This window comes from Microbacterium keratanolyticum (genome assembly GCF_016907255.1).
GTDB lineage: Bacteria > Actinomycetota > Actinomycetes > Actinomycetales > Microbacteriaceae > Microbacterium > Microbacterium keratanolyticum.
In genome coordinates this window covers 1,802,053-1,818,119 of record NZ_JAFBBQ010000001.1, presented here as the reverse complement: position 1 = coordinate 1,818,119, position 16,067 = coordinate 1,802,053, and the positions used below count along the sequence as shown (strand labels likewise).

Annotated in this window: 20 protein-coding genes and 1 pseudogene; 10 read left to right on the top strand and 11 right to left on the bottom strand. The window is 68.5% G+C overall.

The window, feature by feature from the left end:
• Window positions 1-38 precede the first annotated feature (38 nt).
• From JOD62_RS08720 to hemE, 11 genes are all read right to left on the bottom strand, one after another.
• Entirely contained in the window at window positions 39-491 is a 453-nt protein-coding gene (locus JOD62_RS08720) for a hypothetical protein (protein ID WP_204938900.1), read from the bottom strand.
• A gap of 138 nt (window positions 492-629) precedes the next feature.
• Window positions 630-1,949 carry a glutamate-1-semialdehyde 2,1-aminomutase gene (gene hemL / locus JOD62_RS08715; RefSeq protein WP_204938899.1) on the bottom strand — a complete coding sequence of 440 codons (1,320 nt, stop codon included), beginning with the start codon at window positions 1,947-1,949 and terminating at the stop codon, window positions 630-632.
• A 15-nt stretch (window positions 1,950-1,964) separates the two neighbouring features.
• On the bottom strand, window positions 1,965-2,966 hold the full coding sequence (gene hemB, locus JOD62_RS08710; RefSeq protein ID WP_204938898.1) for a porphobilinogen synthase: 1,002 nt from the start codon (window positions 2,964-2,966) through the stop codon (window positions 1,965-1,967).
• Entirely contained in the window at window positions 2,963-3,754 is a 792-nt protein-coding gene (locus JOD62_RS08705) for a uroporphyrinogen-III synthase (protein WP_204938897.1), read from the bottom strand. Before JOD62_RS08705 ends, hemB begins: the two co-directional genes overlap by 4 nt.
• A gap of 5 nt (window positions 3,755-3,759) precedes the next feature.
• On the bottom strand, window positions 3,760-4,758 hold the full coding sequence (hemC, locus tag JOD62_RS08700; protein WP_204938896.1) for a hydroxymethylbilane synthase: 999 nt from the start codon (window positions 4,756-4,758) through the stop codon (window positions 3,760-3,762).
• A 2-nt stretch (window positions 4,759-4,760) separates the two neighbouring features.
• The gene (gene hemQ, locus JOD62_RS08695; protein ID WP_204938895.1) at window positions 4,761-5,459 is read right to left on the bottom strand and encodes a hydrogen peroxide-dependent heme synthase; all 699 of its coding nucleotides are present in this window, start codon (window positions 5,457-5,459) and stop codon (window positions 4,761-4,763) included.
• 108 nt (window positions 5,460-5,567) lie between these two features.
• Complete coding sequence (locus JOD62_RS08690; RefSeq protein WP_204938894.1) at window positions 5,568-5,867, bottom strand: hypothetical protein; 300 nt, start codon at window positions 5,865-5,867, stop codon at window positions 5,568-5,570.
• Window positions 5,854-6,261, bottom strand: a complete 408-nt coding sequence (locus tag JOD62_RS08685) for a phage holin family protein (protein WP_204938893.1) — start codon at window positions 6,259-6,261, stop codon at window positions 5,854-5,856. The genes JOD62_RS08690 and JOD62_RS08685 overlap by 14 nt, the downstream gene beginning before the upstream one ends.
• Before the next feature lies 1 nt (window position 6,262).
• Window positions 6,263-6,679 (bottom strand): hypothetical protein, encoded by a 417-nt coding sequence (locus JOD62_RS08680; RefSeq protein WP_204938892.1) that lies wholly within the window; start codon window positions 6,677-6,679, stop codon window positions 6,263-6,265.
• 68 nt (window positions 6,680-6,747) lie between these two features.
• Window positions 6,748-8,286 (bottom strand): protoporphyrinogen oxidase, encoded by a 1,539-nt coding sequence (hemG, locus tag JOD62_RS08675; RefSeq protein WP_204938891.1) that lies wholly within the window; start codon window positions 8,284-8,286, stop codon window positions 6,748-6,750.
• 25 nt (window positions 8,287-8,311) lie between these two features.
• Window positions 8,312-9,334 (bottom strand): uroporphyrinogen decarboxylase, encoded by a 1,023-nt coding sequence (gene hemE, locus JOD62_RS08670; protein ID WP_204938889.1) that lies wholly within the window; start codon window positions 9,332-9,334, stop codon window positions 8,312-8,314.
• A gap of 105 nt (window positions 9,335-9,439) precedes the next feature.
• Between hemE and JOD62_RS08665 the strand changes: the two genes are divergently transcribed.
• From JOD62_RS08665 to JOD62_RS08620, 10 genes and pseudogenes are all read left to right on the top strand, one after another.
• Window positions 9,440-10,753 carry a glutamyl-tRNA reductase gene (locus tag JOD62_RS08665; protein ID WP_204938887.1) on the top strand — a complete coding sequence of 438 codons (1,314 nt, stop codon included), beginning with the start codon at window positions 9,440-9,442 and terminating at the stop codon, window positions 10,751-10,753.
• A gap of 53 nt (window positions 10,754-10,806) precedes the next feature.
• Window positions 10,807-10,902: pseudogene (locus tag JOD62_RS08660) on the top strand (HhH-GPD-type base excision DNA repair protein); the annotation flags it as partial.
• A gap of 26 nt (window positions 10,903-10,928) precedes the next feature.
• Window positions 10,929-12,302 carry a recombinase family protein gene (locus tag JOD62_RS08655; protein ID WP_204938886.1) on the top strand — a complete coding sequence of 458 codons (1,374 nt, stop codon included), beginning with the start codon at window positions 10,929-10,931 and terminating at the stop codon, window positions 12,300-12,302.
• A gap of 200 nt (window positions 12,303-12,502) precedes the next feature.
• Entirely contained in the window at window positions 12,503-12,793 is a 291-nt protein-coding gene (locus JOD62_RS08650; RefSeq protein ID WP_204938885.1) for a hypothetical protein, read from the top strand.
• A gap of 157 nt (window positions 12,794-12,950) precedes the next feature.
• A complete protein-coding gene (locus JOD62_RS08645; RefSeq protein ID WP_204938884.1) occupies window positions 12,951-13,169 on the top strand; it encodes a hypothetical protein in 219 nt (72 codons plus the stop codon).
• Window positions 13,166-13,519, top strand: a complete 354-nt coding sequence (locus JOD62_RS08640; protein ID WP_204938883.1) for a hypothetical protein — start codon at window positions 13,166-13,168, stop codon at window positions 13,517-13,519. Before JOD62_RS08645 ends, JOD62_RS08640 begins: the two co-directional genes overlap by 4 nt.
• Window positions 13,516-14,241 carry a bifunctional DNA primase/polymerase gene (locus tag JOD62_RS08635; protein ID WP_204938882.1) on the top strand — a complete coding sequence of 242 codons (726 nt, stop codon included), beginning with the start codon at window positions 13,516-13,518 and terminating at the stop codon, window positions 14,239-14,241. The genes JOD62_RS08640 and JOD62_RS08635 overlap by 4 nt, the downstream gene beginning before the upstream one ends.
• Window positions 14,238-15,464 (top strand): AAA family ATPase, encoded by a 1,227-nt coding sequence (locus JOD62_RS08630; RefSeq protein ID WP_204938881.1) that lies wholly within the window; start codon window positions 14,238-14,240, stop codon window positions 15,462-15,464. Before JOD62_RS08635 ends, JOD62_RS08630 begins: the two co-directional genes overlap by 4 nt.
• A 29-nt stretch (window positions 15,465-15,493) precedes the next feature.
• On the top strand, window positions 15,494-15,757 hold the full coding sequence (locus tag JOD62_RS08625; protein WP_204938880.1) for a hypothetical protein: 264 nt from the start codon (window positions 15,494-15,496) through the stop codon (window positions 15,755-15,757).
• A 46-nt stretch (window positions 15,758-15,803) separates the two neighbouring features.
• Window positions 15,804-16,040: a WhiB family transcriptional regulator gene (locus JOD62_RS08620; protein WP_204938879.1), complete on the top strand. Its 237-nt coding sequence runs from the start codon at window positions 15,804-15,806 to the stop codon at window positions 16,038-16,040.
• The last annotated feature ends 27 nt before the right edge of the window (window positions 16,041-16,067 follow it).

Below are 16,067 nucleotides of genomic sequence, written 5' to 3'. Positions count from 1 at the left end.
CGCCTCATCGACTCCGAGCCGATGAGGCGCTTTCTGCGTCAGACGGGGCGGACGACCGGAGTCGTCTTGCGGCGCTTCGACGGAGTGGTCACGGGGATCGCCCCGGTCGCGGCGATCTCGACAACGTCGGTCGGCTCTTCTGCGACGTCGAGGCGCAGCGCCTGCGTGAGGGCGAGCCCGTTGCGCGTGGTGAAGATCAGACGGTCGTACTCGCAGTTCTCCAGGTCGATGATGACGCTGGGGCGCCGCCGGCGGATGAATACGAAGTCTTCGCCGGTGGCCGACTTCCACGTGCCCGCGGCGAGAACGCCGGGGATGTGGGTACCGGGGCTTGCGACTCCGCGCAGCCAGGTCCAGGCGTCGTCGGTGAGCTGAACCTTCACGATCGACTCGCGATCGATGCGCAGGTTCTCGCGGTGGAAGGCTGCCACGCGCTCGATGGGTGAGAGCACCACCTCGAGCTGCGTCCGATCCAACAGCAGGGTCACCATGGGTCAAGTCTGCCAGTGCGACGCACACCGTGTGACTGTGACAACCTCACAGGACGGCAACGATCCTTGTCCTGCCTCGCGCAGCATCCGCGAAAAAACAGGGCTCAGGATGCTGCGCGCTGTCGTTTCCGCGTGAGATCAGACCGCCGCGGCGGCTGCCCGCGCGGCGGCGGGGAGTGCGGCTTCGATCTTCTCGAGTTCGGGATCCCCGTGCGCGGCCGTCAGGAACCACGCCTCGAAGACGCTCGGGGGCAGTGCGATGCCCTGCTCGCGCATGGAGTGGAAGAACGGCGCGTAGCGGGCCGATTCCTGCGCGAGGGCTGCCGCATAGTCGTGCGGAGCATCCGGGGCGAAGGCGACTCCGAAGAGGTTTCCGGCGTGCGGCACGGCGTGCACGACGCCGGCATGCGTGAGCGCTCGGTCAAGCGCCGTCGAGACGCGGGCTGCCGCCGCATTCACCCGGGTGTAGACCTCCGGTGTCGCGAGCCGCAGCGTCGCGAGCCCTGCGGCGACGGACAGCGGGTTCCCCGACAGGGTTCCCGCCTGGTACACCGGTCCGACGGGCGCGAGCATGTCCATGACCTCGGCCCGGCCACCGAGCGCTGCCAGGGGCATGCCACCGCCGACGACCTTGCCGAAGGTGATGATGTCGGGCAGATACGATTCGCCCGCCTCGACCTGCAGGCCCCAGAAGCCCGCAGAGTGCACGCGGAAGCCGGTGAGCACCTCGTCGAAGATCAGCAGCGCGCCGTGCGCGTGCGCGGTCTCCGCGAGCAGGGCGTTGAACCCGGGACGCGGAGCGACGACCCCCATGTTCGCGGCGGATGCTTCGACGATGATGGCCGCGATGCGGTCGCCGTACTCGGCGAAGACCTCGGCCAGCGCGTCAGGGTCGTTGTAAGGAACCACGAGCGTCTGCGCGGCGATCGGCGCGGGAACCCCCGCAGAACCCGGCAGCGCCAGCGTCGCGACACCGGAGCCGGCCGCGGCCAGCAGCCCATCCGAGTGCCCGTGGTAGTGACCGGCGAACTTCACCAGCAGGTCGCGACCGGTGACACCGCGCGCCAGACGAATCGCCGTCATGGTCGCCTCGGTGCCCGTCGAAACCAGACGCACGCGCTCGACCGGGCGCAGCCCGCCCGCCTGCACACGACCGGCGATGAGCTCTGCGAGCTCGACCTCGCCCTCCGTGGGAGCGCCGAAGGAGAGACCGCGCACGGCCGCCTCCTGCACGGCCGCGACGACCTCCGGGTGCGCATGCCCCAACAGGGCAGGGCCCCAGGACGCCACGAGATCGACATAGGTCGTGCCCGCAGCATCCGTCACGGTCGCTCCGGATGCCTGCGCGAGGAAGCGCGGGGTGCCACCCACCGAGCCGTAGGCGCGAACGGGCGAGTTGACCCCGCCCGGGATCACCGATCGAGCGGCGGCGAACAGATCATCGTTGCGGTCAGTCATCGCACACTCCTTGGTTCAGCGATCGCGCAGAAGGCCGGCAGCTTCGGTCGCCCAGTACGTCAGAACAGCATCCGCACCGGCCCGGCGGATCGAGAGAAGAGACTCGAGCACGGCTCCGCGTCGGTCAATCCATCCGTTGGCGGCGGCCGCCTCGATCATCGCGTACTCTCCGGACACCTGGTACGCCCAGACCGGGATGCTCACGGCGTCGCGGACCTCACGAAGGACATCGAGGAACGACATCGCGGGCTTCACCATCACGATGTCGGCCCCCTCGGCCTCATCGAACAGCGCCTCGCGCACGCCTTCACGGCGGTTCGCGGGGTCGAGCTGGTACGTGCGGCGGTCGCCCGAGAGCTGCGAGTCGACAGCCTCACGGAAGGGTCCGTAGAACGCGCTCGCGTACTTCGCGGCGTAGGCGAGCAGCAACGTCTGAGTGTGGCCCGCGGCGTCAAGCGCATGGCGCACGGCGGCGACCTGGCCATCCATCATCCCCGACAGCCCGAGCAGCTGCGAACCGGCCTCTGCCTGCGCAAGGGCCATCGCGACATAGCGTTCGAGAGTCGCGTCGTTGTCGACCGTGGGGGTTCCGGATGCGTCGGGGGCGCCGAGCACACCGCAGTGCCCGTGATCGGTGAACTCGTCCAGGCACAGATCCGTCTGCACCACGAGCGCTGTTCCCACCTCGGATGCCACCGCGGCCGTCGCGAGGTTCAGGATGCCCTGCGGGTCATCCGCTCCGGAGCCCAGCGGGTCACGCACCGCGGGGACGCCGAACAGCATGATGCCGCCCACGCCCGCCGCTGCGGCATCGACACTCGCGCGCCGCAGAGAGTCGAGCGAGTGCTGGAGGACACCCGGCATCGAGCCGATGGGAGTGGGCTCGGTGATGCCCTCGCGCACGAAGAGCGGCTGCACGAGCTGACGCGGCAGCAGATCGGTTTCGCGTGCGAGGTTCCGCACGGCGGGCGACTGACGCAGCCGACGCAGACGCGCGTCGGGGAAGGAACCGGTCACGGTGCGAATTCGTCCGAGGCGTGCGGAAGCGTGAAGGTGGAGACCGCCTCGATCAGCGCATCGACCGTCTGCCGGTCGGCGACGACCGACACCGACAGGCCGGCGTTCAGCGCGTCCTGCGCGGTGCGGGGACCGATCGCGGCGAGAAGCGTCGTGTCGGGAATCTCCGGGAACTGCTCGCGGACCTGCTCGGCGACCGAACCGCTCGTGACGAGGATCGCGTTGATCCGGCCGTTCGAGACATCCCGCAGGATGCGCTCGGTCACAGGGACACCGACCGTGCGGTAGGCGACGACGCTCTCGACGTGGTGCCCCGCGTCGATGAGCGACTGCGTCAGGACGGGCTTGGCGATCTCGCTGCGGAGGGTCAGGATCTGCCGCGGCTCCGCCTCCAGTGCGATGAGCTGCTGGGCCATACCCGCGGCGGAGTTGTCGGTCTCGGGAACGAGGTCGACCTTGTAGCCGACAGCCTGCAGCGCTGCGGCGGTCGTCTCGCCGACGGCGGCGACCTTCGTGCTCGCAGGGATGACCGCGCGGTGCGCGAACAGCACGTCGACCGTCGTCGCACTCGTGACCGTCAACCAGTCGAACGCCCCCTCGGAAAGACGAACCAGCGCCTCATCGAGAGCACCCTGGTCGGTCGTGGGCGCGAAGTTGATGAGCGGCGCGACAACCGGAACCGCGCCCTGCGCGCGCAGGCTGGCCGCAACACCATCGCCCCAGGGACCACCGCGCGGAACAAGCACGCGCCAACCGGTCAGGGGCTTCGGGTCATTCAATTCAGTCATGGAAATCAGGAACGCTCTCGTGGGAGGAGGTCAGCCGCCCCACGTTCGAGCAGCCGACGGGCAACAGCGAACCCCATCTCGCGCGCTGCGCTGATCGGGTCTGCACCATCGGCAGCGTCCGCTCCATTGCTGCTGCCGTTCTGTCGAATATACCCCCCGTTCAGGGCTTCCGTGACGTCGATGCCGATTCGCCACTCTTCGTGCGGCGCGTAGACGACCGCACGCACACGCAGATTGTCGCCCTCCACCGTGGCGTGGGCAGCCATCGGCGCCTGGCATCCGGCGTCCAGTCCAGCCAGCACCGCACGCTCAGCGGTCACCGCGATCCGGGTGTCGAGATCATCGAGCGCAGCCAGAGCCTCCATGAGCTCGGGCGAAGCATCCGCCGTCGTCTCGACAGCCAGCGCACCCTGCCCGGGTGCCGTCGGCCACTCGGCCAGACCCATGGGCTCGGCGAACAAACCGTGCAGCGGATCGCCGTCGAGTCGCGAGAGTCCCGCGGCGGCGAGCACGACCGCGTCGAGATCGCCCGAGCGCACCCGCTCAAGGCGCGAATCCACATTGCCGCGGATGTCGACCGCCGTGACTCGGGGTGCGCGGATCCGCGCCTGCGCGATCCGGCGCGGAGACCCGGTGCCGATGCGGCTGCCCGGAGCGAGCTCGTGCATCGGGGTCCCGTCACGAGTGACGATGACGTCCCGCGCATCCGCACGGCGCGGGGTGGCGGCGATCGTGAGGGCCGCGGGGACATCCGTCGGAAGATCCTTCAGCGAGTGCACGAGCAGATCGCATTCCCCGCGCAACAGTGACTCACGCAGGCTCGTGGCGAAGATGCCGACTCCGCCGATCTCCGACAGCGAGGCACGGTTCGTGTCACCCTCGGACGTGATCGGCACGAGCTCGACGGCACGGCCGGAGACCTTCTCGAGCGCAAGGGCGACATGCCCCGACTGCGCCTGCGCGAGCGCGCTGCGACGGGTTCCGAGACGGATGCGACTGGTCATGGCTACTGCAGGACCTCGGCGATCTCGTCCAGGCGCAGGCGGCGCCCGGTGTAGAACGGCACCTCTTCCTTCACGAAGTTGCGCGCATCCGTGTACCGCAGGTCGCGCATGAGATCGACGAGTTCCTTCGGGTCGTCGGCTTCAAGCGGCAGCAGCCACTCATAGTCGCCGAGCGCGAAGGACGCGACGGTGTTGGCGATGACGCCCGTGAACGCGGCACCCTTGCGTCCGTGCTCCGCGAGCATCCGCCGACGCTCGTCTTCCGGGATGAGGTACCACTCGGGGGTGCGCACGAAGGGGTACAGGCACAGCCAGCCCTTCGGCTCGATGCCGCGCAGGAAGCCGGGCACGTGCGAGCGGTTGAACTCCGCATCGCGGTGCACGCCCAGTACGTTCCACACGGGAAGCAGCGGGCGCAGCATCTCGGTGCGACGCAGGCGGCGCAGCGCGCGCTGCAGCTCTTCCGCGGTGTCGCCGTGCAGCCAGACCATGAGGTCGGCGTCGGCCTTGAGACCACTGACGTCGTAGAAGCCGCGGACGGAGATGCCCCCGGCCTCGATGTGGGCCACGATATCTTCGAGCTCGGTCGCGTCGGTCTCGAGGACAGGCGAGTCGGGGTTGCGGCGCCAGACAGCCCAGAGGGTGAAGCCCTCGGGAGAGGCGGACGGGTCAGCGGGCGCTTGTGCGTGCACGTCGGACATGCCCCCAGTCTGCCCCTTCTCTCTATGAGGAGCGAACCCAGGGCGCGTTCTGCACCCGAAAGGAGGAGATTCGATGGCTGCTGCGGGGCAGCATCCGTCGAAGTTCGCTCAGCGCGACAGCGCTCGCGCGACGAGCCAGACGATCCCACCGACCGTCGCCGCAACGCCCACGGCCGCAGCGATCGCGCCAGCCGGGTTCTGCTCGGCGAAAGCCCGCGCTCGCACCGCGCCACGCTTCGCCGCCTTGTCGAGGCGGCGGGGCAGGTTGCCCTTCTGCTCGATCGCAGCGAGAGCCGCCTTCAGCTCAGCGCGCGCGGATTCCACGGGATCGAGGATGCCCGCGGGAACGGCCGTGGCAGGCAGGGGACGCGCAGACGGCGAACCGGGAAGGTGATCAGAGGGAGTCATCGTCTGCCTCTCGTACGAGTCGGATGTCTTCGGCGACGGCCTGGGCCGGGTTCTCACGTGCGAGCACACGGCGGAACTTCAGCACGCCCAGCAGTGCGAACAGCGCGACGGCGACCAAGAGCCCGGCGAACACGACGATCGCCGAAAGCCAGACCGGCCACCAGGACGAGAGTCCGGCGACCGCAAAGGTCAGCAGCAGAGGAATGGCCCAGAACAGGAAGAACAGCGCGACGAGGAACCAGACGCTGCCGATTCCGGCATCCTTCGCGGTGCGCGAGATCCACACCTTCGCGGCATTGATCTCGGCCTTGACGAGGTTGCTGACGAGGTCGGGAAGGTCGCCGATCAGCGACAGAAAGCTGTCTTCGGCGCGATCACGATATGCGCGGGGCATGTCAGGAACCGCTTTGCGTGGACTTCTTCGCCGCCGGCTTCGAGGCGGGCTTGGCTGCGGGCTTCGACGCCTCCTTGGCCTTCTTCTCGACGGCGTCCAGCGTGTCTTCTGCGGCATCCTTCACGTCGTCGATCGCGTCTTTCGCCGTCGCGACGGCGGCATCAACGCGCTGGCCAGGAGTGCCGTCAGCGCTGGCCGCCTTGACGACCTTCACCGCGCCCTTCCACAGCGCCTGCGGCACGGCTGCGGCCTGCTCCTTCGCGAAGCCCTTGACCTTCGACACCTGCGCCTGCACGGGGTCGAGGTTCCAGACCTTGAGCCACTGCGTCTTGATCTGGTCATAGCGCTCGCGTCCGGCGCGGGTGCCCAGCACATATCCGACGCCGAGTCCGACGACGAGTCCGATCTTCCCCTTCATGGGGTCTCCTCACGTTGTGGTCCGGCCTTGCGAACCTCCAGCGTAACCCCATATGCCAATTTCGGTATCTAGGCTTCCGCGGGAGGACGCGGACCTGTATCCTCGCCGCCCCAGAGCAGACTCGCACGCAGGCGATCCGCCTCTTTCGCGGCGTCCGGGATGACCTGGGCGAGCCCGGTTCCCGCCAGCCATGCCCCCACGACGGCGAGCCCCGGCACCCCCCGGACGGCGGTGCGCGCAGCGGATCGGCGCTCGGCAGAACCGATGACCGATGCGGGCTGCGACTGCGTGAACCGTGAACGGTGTGAGGCGATCAGGTCGGCGTCGCCGAGAGAGACGCCGAGGAGCGCGGATGCTTCGCGCAGCGCCAGCTGCGCCGCATCCTCGTCGTTCATCGTCGCGGTCGCTGCGAGCTCACCCTGTGCGCCGAACGACACACGCACCACATGGCGGCCGCCTGCGGCCTCGCTCAGCCACGACCACTTGGCGGTCGAGTGCGTCAGCGCCTTCGCGGTGAAGCTGCCCGGGACCGTCAGCACGCCTGTGCCCCGCGGGGCGCTGTCGAGAGCCGGGGATGACACGAGAAGCGTGATGATCTCGATCTCGGGCGATGTGACGGACGGAGTCTCGGCGAGTGCCGGCGCTGCGTCCGCCAGAAGCTGGCGCGCGGCGTCTTCGGATGTGGCGACGATGACCGCGTCGGCTCCGAGCTCGATCGCCTCCGAGGCGATCTCCTCGTCATCCACAAGAGCGTCCGCCGCCGCAGCTGCATCCTTGTTCGCCCGCACGAGCCAGCGCTGCCCGTCGCGCGTGACGGCAGCGACCTGCACACCGGTCTGCACGTCGACGCCGAATTTCGCGAGGTCGGCGAGAAGAGCGTCGATCAGGGTCGACATCCCCCCGCGCAGGCCTTCGACGGCGGAGCCCGGCGCAGCCTTGGCACGCTCGGCACTCTCACCGCGCAGCACCTGGACGGCGCCGGCGAGCGATCCCGTGCGAGTCAGTGCCGCACTGAGCCCGGGAGCCGCGACCTCGACATCGATGTCGTCCGGCGATGCCGAGTACACGCCCGTGACGACGGGGGCGACCAGGCGGTCGTGCACCTTCGCCCCCATGCGCGAGGAGACCAGCCGTCCGAGGCTCTGGGTGTGACCGATTGTGAGCGGCGGACGGAGGCGGTCGACGTACGCCCGCCACACCCCCGACCACCCGATGATGCGGCGCACGTCGTCCTGGAACGCGTTGCCCGGGATGCCGAGGATCCCCCCGACAGGAAGCGGTGCCGCACCGATGCCGGGGATACCCGCGAGCCACGCGCCTCCTGCGGCGGGCGTGACGATGCGATCCGCGAGTCCGAGCTCTTCCAGCAGTGCGCGGACCGTGCCCCCGCGGGTCGCGTAGCTCTCGGCGCCCGCGTCGACCACGATGCCGTCGAGCTCGGTGCGACGGATCGCCCCGCCGACGGAGTCTTCCGCCTCAAGGACGGTGACCTTCATGCCGACCTTCGCGCACTCGCGCGCCGCGATGAGTCCGCCGATGCCACCACCGACGACGATGACGTTCTTCTGTGCGGCGCGAGCAGCGAGGTCCGGGGGCTGAGCGGTCATACGCTCAATCCTTTCATTGCGCGCGTCAGATGCTGTGGACGAGCTCGACGATCCGAGTGAGCTGTTCAGGATCGGTCTCCGGCGGCACGCCGTGCCCGAGGTTGACGATGTGCGCACGCGCGCCGCGGCCCTGGGCGAGCACGTCGCGGACATGGGCTTCGAGGACCGGCCACGGCGCCGAGAGCAGCGCGGGGTTGATGTTGCCCTGCACAGTGACGTCGGGACCCAGCACCGAGATGGCCTCAGTCAGGGGCATCCGCCAGTCCACACCCACGGCGTCGGCGATGCCCCCGAGGCGCATGTCAGCCAGGAAGGGCCCGGTGCCCACACCGAAGTGGATGATCGGCGCGGTCACGTCGCGCAGCGCGGCGGTCGAGTGCGGAGCGACGAACTCCAGGTAGTCGGCCCGGCTCAGCGAGCCCGCCCACGAGTCGAACAGCTGCACGGCAGAGGCGCCGGCGTCGATCTGCGCCTGCAGGAAGACGCGGGAGACCTGTGCGAGCCACCCGGCCAGGCGGTGCCACGACTCGGGGTCGGTGTGCATGAGCGCACGTGCGCGCATGTGCTCCTTCGAGGGGCCGCCCTCGACGAGGTAGGCCGCAAGCGTGAAGGGGGCACCGGCGAAGCCGATTAGCGGTGTCTCCCCGAGTTCGGAGACGACGATGCGCACTGCCTCGGCGACAGCGGATGCGTCCAGCGACTCCGGGTCGATGGAGGTGATGCGCTCGACGTCCGCGGCCGTCCGGATCGGCTCGGCGAACACGGGGCCGCGGCCGGGCTCGATCTCGACCTCGACACCGGCCAGGCGCAGCGGCACCACGATGTCGCTGAAGAAGATGCCCGCGTCCACTCCGTGACGACGCACCGGTTGCAGCGTGATCTCGGCCGCGAGGTCCGGCGTGAGGCACGCGTCGAGCATCCGCGTTCCCACCCGCAGTTCGCGGTACTCGGGCAGCGATCGGCCTGCCTGGCGCATGAACCAGACGGGAGTGCGATCGGGGCGGTCACCGGCGAGAGCGCGCAGAAGCGGAGCATCAGAAAGGGACATGGCGGCCATCCTGACACCGGTGGTTATGAGTCTGTTGTGCACCGGCGGTCTGACTTTCGCGGTCACCTCAGCCGACCCAAAGGCAGGCAGGCGTATCCTGTTGACGTGTTGCTCTGCGTGACGGCGAGTCACAAGACCGCCTCCTTCGACCTTCTCGAACGCCTCAGCCGCACCCCCGAAGACGTCGCTCCCATCCTGGTGGAGCTGGCGCCGTGCGTGCAGGGTGCGGTCGTTCTGGCGACCTGTAATCGCTTCGAGGCGTACGTCGAGATGGACGAGCCGGTGACGGCCGCCGGCGCGATCGGTGTCGAAGCAGTCCTCGAAGCCGTCGAGTCCGCGACCGGCATCCCGATGGCCGATCTCGACGGCGCCTACAGCGTGCACTCCGGTCGCCGCGTCGCCGAGCACCTCTTCTCTGTCGCATCCGGCCTGGAGTCCGTCGTCTCCGGAGAGGGCGAGATCGCCGGCCAGGTTCGGCGCGCGCTCACTTCCGCCCGCAAGAACGGCACGACCTCCCCCGAACTCGAGCGCCTCTTCCAGCGCGCGAGCCAGGCGCAGCGCAAGGTCAAGAACGTCACGGCGCTCGGTCGAGCTGGGCGCTCGCTCGTTCGTCTCGCGTTGGAACTGGCCGACAGCCGGATCGCGGACTGGTCCGCCGAGCGCGTGCTGCTCGTGGGCACCGGCGCCTACGCTGCGGTGACCCTCGCGACTCTTCGCGAGCGCGGTGCCACGAACATCTCGGTGCACTCGCCGTCCGGCCGTGCCGTGGCGTTCGCCGAGAAGTACGGCATCACGGCGCTCGACGCCGCCAACTACGCGCGCGTCGCCGCCCAGTCGAGCCTCATCATCACCTGCACGAGCGCCACCGAGCCGGTGCTCGATGCCTCCGTCCTGCGCACGGGCGTGGGTCCCGTGGCGATCGAGAGCGTCGGGTGCCCCATGGGGTCCGCGCACGGCCAGCTCGTGATCGACCTCGGCATGCCCCGCAACGTCGACCCCGACGTCTCCGGCATCGAGGGTGTCGCGCTGCTCGACCTCGAGACGATCCGGCTTCACGCGCCTCTCGAAGAGCTTCAGGCGACGGATGCTGCCCGCACGATCGTGCGCGATGCCGCCGACACCTTCCATCTCGTCGGTGAACGTCAGAGCGTCACCCCCGCGGTCGTCGCCCTGCGATCCCACATCTTCTCGCTCCTCGACGCCGAGATCGACCGTGCGCGCCGCCGCGGTGACGACGACGGACGCGTGGAACAGGCGATGCGCCACCTCGCCGGAGTCCTTCTGCACACCCCGACGGCCCGGGCGCACGAACTCGCCGCGGAGGGTCGCGGAGACGAGTTCGCGACCGCGCTCTCGACGCTCTTCGGACTCGGCATCGCCGACGACGTCGACGCCGCAGACGCATCCGACATCGCCTGAGGCTCTGACGCCGACTCTCCCCCAATGTCCGCGCGCAGTGTCAGACTGGGCGCATGGCTTTGCACATCACGGGCGACCCCGCGGCTGACGCCCTGCTGACCGAGAACCCGCTCGCGCTGCTCGTCGGCATGCTCCTCGACCAGCAGGTGCGGTAACCATTGGCAATAATGTAGACGTGACCAAGGCGGCTATCTACACTCGAATCTCCCTCGACACGGAAGGCGAAGCGCTCGGCGTGGCCCGGCAGGAGCAGGACTGCCGCGATCTCGCAGCGCGCGACGGCCTCGACGTGGTCGCAGTCTTCAGCGACAACGACACCGGGGCCAGCACCCGCTCGCGGAAGAAGACACGCCCCCAGTACACCGACATGCTCAGCCGCGCACGGACAGGTGAGTTCGGCGTCATCATCGCCTACTCCAACAGCCGACTCACGCGCCGCCCCCTGGAGCTTGAAGAGCTCATCACCCTGTACGAGCAGCACGGCGTCCGCATCACTACGGTCGTGTCGGGCAACGACGACCTGACCACGGCTGACGGGCGCATGGTGGCGCGCATCAAGGGCAACGTAGACGCCGCCGAGGCTGAGCGCACCGCCGAGCGCGTGGCCCGGAAGCACCTGGAGAGCGCGCGCGAAGGTCGCCCCGTGGCGGGCACCCGCCCGTTCGGCTGGCAGCCTGGAGGGCGCGAGCTGGACGCCAAGGAGGCCAAACTGATCCGTGATGCAGCAGCCGACATCATCGCGGGCATCGGCACCTACGCGATCGCGCGGCGGTGGAACGACGCCGGGGTGACGACCTCGACGGGCCGACCGTGGCAGGGGCATGTGCTGGGTCGGATGATGAAGTCACCACGGCTGGCAGGGTGGCGCATCCATCAGGGTCAGGTCGCTATCGGCCGCGACGGGCAGCCAGTGCGCGGTCAGTGGGAGCCGATCTTGGATCAGGCCACACACGACGCTCTCGTCATCGCGCTCAGCCCCGCAGACACCCGCTCCCGAGTGCCCCGCAAGAACGCGCGCCACTACCTGATGACGGGCACCCTGCGGTGTGGTGTGTGCGGAGCGGTGATGTACGGCAACGCTGCCAAGTATCCGGCCTACCGGTGCGCCGCGACCGACCACACGGTCGCTGCCAGCACGGTCGCCGTGGATGATCTGGTCACCGCCGTGGTGCTGGCGAAGCTGGCCGATGTCGAGCTGGATACCCCGAAGCCGGAGTTCACGGACTCAGACCGGCTGGCGGAGGTTGAGGCGTCTATCGCAAGCCTCATGGCGTCGTTCACGGCGCACGAGCTGTCAGCCGAGGTAGTGTTCCCCGCCGTGTCTCGGCTCGAAAAAGAGCGCGACCAACTACGTGCCGAGCGCCGCCGCATCCAGGCAGCCGAGGCCGCACCCGACCTCAGCAGCGTGGATCGTGCGCGGTGGGCCAAGATGAGCATGGACGCGCGGCGCGGGGTCGTTGAGTCGCTGCTGGGTGCCGTGCTGGTGCGCCCCGCCACACGCGGCGGTAACCGGTTCGACCCCGACCGGGTGGAGTTCGTCTGGCGGTAGCGGGGTCTCTACGCCCGTCTCTCAGCGACCCGCTGGCTCGCTAGCAGCGCCCTGGGTAGGTGCCGGGCTACCAACGGCTCCCCAACGACGCAGGCGGTCGCTGAGAGACCCGCAAACTGCCTTCCCTAGCGCCAGTACGCGGCGCGCCGAGGCGGTTTCGGAGATTTGGCCAGATGGGCCGCCTTGGGCAAACTTGGCACATGTCGTTCACAGTCAAGTCGCTGGTCCTGGTGGGCTGCCGAGGGGGCGCGGGCCATACCCACCGCCTCATCCGGCTGCGCCAGTACGAGCGGTCTGAGAGTGACGGCACCTGGGAGCGCATCCAGGGTGATGACGAGTGGTTCCTGCGCAAGACAGAGGAAGGCGTGGAGCAGTACCCGCGCCCTGAGTTCCGCTGCCCGAAGTGCAAGCGGGAGCGCGTGTACGAACACGATGTCTTCCAGCGTGAACTTGAGCGAGCCGCGTCCGATGACGGTCTGCTCCTGATCTAGACTTGCACCACAACTGAAGAGCACGCGCTGGTGGTCGGCGCGGTAAACATGATGGCCATACTGCGGCATCAAAATGCCTGGACGCTCCAGGTGCCGTGACCGGACTTCGGTCGAGCCTCCTTCGCGGGAGTTACTTCCATTCGCGAAGGAAACTCCCGTGTCTACCTCCAAACCGCTGACCCCGCATCAGGCGATGGGGCCGGTCATGACCGCCGCAAGGCTCGGTGATGTCGAGGGCGAGAAGATCGCCCGTCGTGACCTGGCCGAAGCCAAGATCACCGCTGCCGTCAAGCGTGCCCTCGCATCCAGCCCGCCGCTGACCGCCGCACAGAAGCGACGGATCGCCGCGCTCATCCACTCCGGCGGTCAGTCATGAGCACCGCGATCAGGTGGGGCACCAACACCTACCCGGCCAAGGCGAAGCTCTCGCCCTCCGAGGAACTGAGCGTGCTGAGTAGCGGCGCTCCGCTCAGGTGGTTCTTCCCGTTCGCCGTGCTCGGGGAGGTTCGCACCGCTCACCCGAACCGGATGCCTTACGGGCTGGCCCACTGGTACATCGATGCCGAAGGCAACCCACGGCGGGCCGTCCAGACCTTCTACTCGGAAGAGGACGCGCGGTGGGCGCTGGACTGGCTCTACATCTCCCATCCGGCCGACTGCCGGTGTGTCGCGGTCTTCTACTGGACGCCGGGGACGGTCAACTACGACGGCGAGGCAGAGTCGTGAGCTTGTTGCGTGCGGCGCTGCGTCTGGCCGATGCCGGATGGGCGGTGCTGCCGCTCGACGGCAAGAAGCCCACGACAGGCCTCACTCCGCACGGGCACAAGGACGCAACTACCGACCGGCGCACGATCCGCAAATGGTGGGCCGAGGGTGACTGGAACATCGGCGCTCCCGTACCCGACAACGTCGTGGTGTTCGACATCGACCCCCGCAACGGCGGCTCGCGTCGGGCGCTGGAACTGGCAGCCGGTGTGCCGCTCGTCCCGACGCTGACGACTCGGAGCGGATCGGGTGGCTGGCACCTGTACTACGTCCGGCCGTGGGAGCACGTCAGCGGCGGCAAGCTCCCGACCGGCATCGACTTCAAGTCCAACGGCTACCTGGTGATGCCGCCGAGCATCCATCCCGACACCGGCCAGCCGTACAGGTGGAACCGTCGCCCCATCGAGCACATGACGCTCGAACTCGCCCAACTGGTGCTGGCGACCCCCGCCGAGCGCCGCGATGGAGGCGTCTACGACATCGGCGCGCTGGTCTCGTGGGTGCGCACCCTGCCCAAGGGCGAGCGTCACAACGGCCTGCATTGGGCCGCGCGCCGCATGCACGAGGCCGGTGCCAGCACGCGCCACGCCGAACAACTCATCGAGGCCGCTGAAGACATCGGCTTCTCCCCTTACGAGGCTCGCCGCGTGGTCGAGTCTGCACAGGAAGGATCACGCTCGTGACCGCCAGCAAGTCAGTCAGCAAGCCGACGCGTCGGCGTAGGCCGGTGCCCAAGGCATCCGTCAAGGACACCGAACCGACCTTCGGTGAGGATGTGGCCGAGGCACTGTCGAACCCCGCCCCGAAGAAGGCCAACGATCTGCTCCAGCAGGAGTTCCCCGAGCTGGACTGGATCGTGCCGGGTGTCATCCCTGATGGGTGCCACCTGCTGATCGCGGCTCCCAAGATCGGCAAGAGCCTGCTCACGCTCGGGGTCGGTATCGCCTGCGCCACGGGCGGCAAGGTACTCGGGCTGGTGAAGGTGCGTCAGCGTCCGGTGCTGCTGCTCGACCTGGAGTCCGGTGAGCGACGCCTACAGAGCCGCCTGAAGGCGCTCGGAGTGCGCACCCTGCCGGGCAGCTTCGAGTACCACACCGACCCCGACACGGCGCTTACCGTGCTGCGGTCGTTCCTGGATGAGCACCGGGGCGAGTCACCGCTGGTGATCCTCGACACGCTCTCGGGCGTGATGGGGAGCCGCCCCCGTGACATGACTCAGTTCCAGCACGAGAAGAGCACCCTCCAGCCGTTGCAGAAGCTGTGCGCCGACGATCCCGGTACGTCGATCATCGTCGTGCATCACAACCGCAAGTCCCGGGAGGGCGACAGCGTCGATGCGTCATCGGGTACGCACGGTCTGACTGCCGCCGTGGATGGCATCCTCGCGCTCAACCGTCCGTCCCGCCGTGAGGCCGGGGCCACGCTGATCTGCGAGCTGCGCGACATCGAAGGTGACGAGTACGCGCTCCTGCTCGGTGTCGACGGCTGGGTGTTCGACGGCGCGAGCCTGCTCGAAGCCCGCATGAACGCGATGGAGCACCGCCGCCAGGAGCGGGTCGCCAAGCAGGGTGACCTCAACTCCGAGCTGATGGACCTGCTGCGGCTGCACGGCCCCATGACGCCCGCCGTGGCGTACGAGGTCTATCAGCGCGAGCCGAACGCGACCGCCAACGTGCAGTCCGTGCGGAACGCGCTCGCACGCCTGCGTAGCCGAGGGCTCGTGTCCAAGAACGCGGGCGGCAAGTACGCGCTTTTGCTTGCAACCCCTGAGTTGCCTGAGTTGCGAGTTGCAGCGGTCTCTCCTGATGTCAGTTCCCCTGATTTTGGTGATGTGAAGGGCAACTCCAACTCACGCAACTCAGGGGGTTATACCAAACGCGCAACCCCGCGCCAGACACGTCGATGAGCAGGTCAAGCAGAGAAGGAGCCAACACCATGAGCACAATCCCGCTCACCATCCACCAGGGCGACGAGATCTTCTTCCGCCTGCGCGAGGGACGCCGCCCTGTGGCCTACCCCGACACGGTTGTTCGAGTCTCGTACGAGATCGGCGTCAACGTGATGCACACGGGCACGGTGTGGGCGCTGGGGTACATCGAGTCTACGGAGGCGCTCGAACTGGACGACGGCACGGTCGTTCTGGTCGCGGACATCGACCCTGAGTCGGTCGCGGTCAACCGGACACCGGGCGAGTCGTGACCTCACCGGCTGTACGGCTCTCGATCCAGGCCCACAGGTGGACGCCATGAGTGCCGACGACGCCTGGGACGCCCTGAACGACGCCCTGGCACACACGACGCCTGCATGCGAGGGCCGGGTGCTGTTCACCGCCGACCGGCTCTCAGACGATCAGCGGGCGCTGTGCAAGTCGATCTGTGCCCGGTGCCCTCTCTTCGACCTGTGCGACGCATACGCCATCACGGCCAAGGTCGAGTCCGGATATTGGGCCGGGCACTCGTACTCACCAAAGGGGCGCAAGTGACCCCTCCAACCATCAACCACCGCGCCG

What these genes read in the sequence shown, in the direction of transcription:
- JOD62_RS08720 (WP_204938900.1), bottom strand. Translation starts at nt 491, where the DNA reads ATGGTGACCCTGCTGTTGGATCGGACGCAGCTCGAGGTGGTGCTCTCA.
- hemL (WP_204938899.1), bottom strand. Translation starts at nt 1,949, where the DNA reads ATGACTGACCGCAACGATGATCTGTTCGCCGCCGCTCGATCGGTGATC.
- JOD62_RS08705 (WP_204938897.1), bottom strand. Translation starts at nt 3,754, where the DNA reads ATGACTGAATTGAATGACCCGAAGCCCCTGACCGGTTGGCGCGTGCTT.
- hemC (WP_204938896.1), bottom strand. Translation starts at nt 4,758, where the DNA reads ATGACCAGTCGCATCCGTCTCGGAACCCGTCGCAGCGCGCTCGCGCAG.
- hemQ (WP_204938895.1), bottom strand. Translation starts at nt 5,459, where the DNA reads ATGTCCGACGTGCACGCACAAGCGCCCGCTGACCCGTCCGCCTCTCCC.
- JOD62_RS08690 (WP_204938894.1), bottom strand. Translation starts at nt 5,867, where the DNA reads ATGACTCCCTCTGATCACCTTCCCGGTTCGCCGTCTGCGCGTCCCCTG.
- JOD62_RS08685 (WP_204938893.1), bottom strand. Translation starts at nt 6,261, where the DNA reads ATGCCCCGCGCATATCGTGATCGCGCCGAAGACAGCTTTCTGTCGCTG.
- JOD62_RS08680 (WP_204938892.1), bottom strand. Translation starts at nt 6,679, where the DNA reads ATGAAGGGGAAGATCGGACTCGTCGTCGGACTCGGCGTCGGATATGTG.
- hemG (WP_204938891.1), bottom strand. Translation starts at nt 8,286, where the DNA reads ATGACCGCTCAGCCCCCGGACCTCGCTGCTCGCGCCGCACAGAAGAAC.
- hemE (WP_204938889.1), bottom strand. Translation starts at nt 9,334, where the DNA reads ATGTCCCTTTCTGATGCTCCGCTTCTGCGCGCTCTCGCCGGTGACCGC.
- JOD62_RS08650 (WP_204938885.1), top strand. Translation starts at nt 12,503, where the DNA reads ATGTCGTTCACAGTCAAGTCGCTGGTCCTGGTGGGCTGCCGAGGGGGC.
- JOD62_RS08640 (WP_204938883.1), top strand. Translation starts at nt 13,166, where the DNA reads ATGAGCACCGCGATCAGGTGGGGCACCAACACCTACCCGGCCAAGGCG.
- JOD62_RS08625 (WP_204938880.1), top strand. Translation starts at nt 15,494, where the DNA reads ATGAGCACAATCCCGCTCACCATCCACCAGGGCGACGAGATCTTCTTC.
- JOD62_RS08620 (WP_204938879.1), top strand. Translation starts at nt 15,804, where the DNA reads ATGAGTGCCGACGACGCCTGGGACGCCCTGAACGACGCCCTGGCACAC.